Here is a 1090-nt window from a genome sequence, read left to right as displayed (position 1 = left end):
GCCATATCCGTAGCTTTAGTTAACTCCAGCAATGCAGGATATTTTACAATTGATGCATCAAATTCTTCCGGGATTAAAAGCAGTCCAACCTTAACGCTTAGTAGCGCCAACGCTATTTTAACTCCGTTGCCGCAAACCAGCGGAGGGTTAAATAAGTCTACGGTAAATTTTAACGGTACGTCCTTATCCGGTGGTAAAATTACTATTATTTACACCGGGGCAAGTCCAACTATTTATACTACCTCTACCAAAGGTTTTGGTTCGGGCGGCCCAACTATTGATATTACTAAATCAACGTATGATAACCTTATTATTGATGGCACAGGCACCGCTACAATTGGAGCAGGGGCCACGGCGGGCGTATTGAAGCTCGACTCTGCATTAACCACATCTTCCAATACTACTTTTGCAAATGCAACTACTACAACCACCATTGGTACAAACTGGCAAAATGATGCAGCTGCAACCGTCACTGGCGGAGCAGGAACTACATCCGTAGTTGGCAACTTAACAAACGCGGGCACTATGAACATGGGCTCGGGTAATGTAACCGTTGGTGGCTATACACAAAACACTGCCGGCACTATACAACTTGGCACCGGCAACTTTACTACAGGGGGTGTACAAAATAGCGGCGGCACCATTCAAGGCGGTGCAGGCCCGGGCAAAGTTACTGTAGGCCCAAGCTCATTTCAAAATAACGGCGGCACCTATGTTTGCAACGCCGAAGATTTGTATATAAACGGCGATTATCAAAACACATCGGTTTTTACCGCGGGTACCGGCACCGTATATTTCAATGATACCGGGCTCCAAAGTTTAAGCGATATAAGTTCGGCAGGTACAGTATTTAATAAAGTAAGTTTTTCTGGCGGGGCGTTAACCTTCCCTAAAACCATGTCGGGCTCAGGGGGCTTTGCCGTATCGGCCACAGGTACACTTTCGCTGGCTAACAACGCTACCACAAAACTGGATGCGGGCGGCGTATTAACTTTAATGTCAAATGCCTCATCAACCGCAACAGTTTCCCAAATACTAAATACCACCTCGTTTATCACCGGCAATGTGAATGTACAGCGTTACATAACAG

1 protein-coding gene is annotated in these 1090 nt (G+C 46.1%); it reads left to right on the top strand.

The genetic code is table 11. From position 1 onward, the window contains the following. A partial coding sequence (locus AC1DPZ_RS27780) for a hypothetical protein (protein WP_477409619.1) occupies positions 1-1090 on the top strand: 1090 nt, incomplete at both ends.

The sequence above is a fragment of the Mucilaginibacter sp. P4_G9 genome (assembly GCF_056400985.1).
Note: the sequence above shows the minus strand (reverse complement) of the source record. Positions and strands in the feature narration are given on the sequence as shown.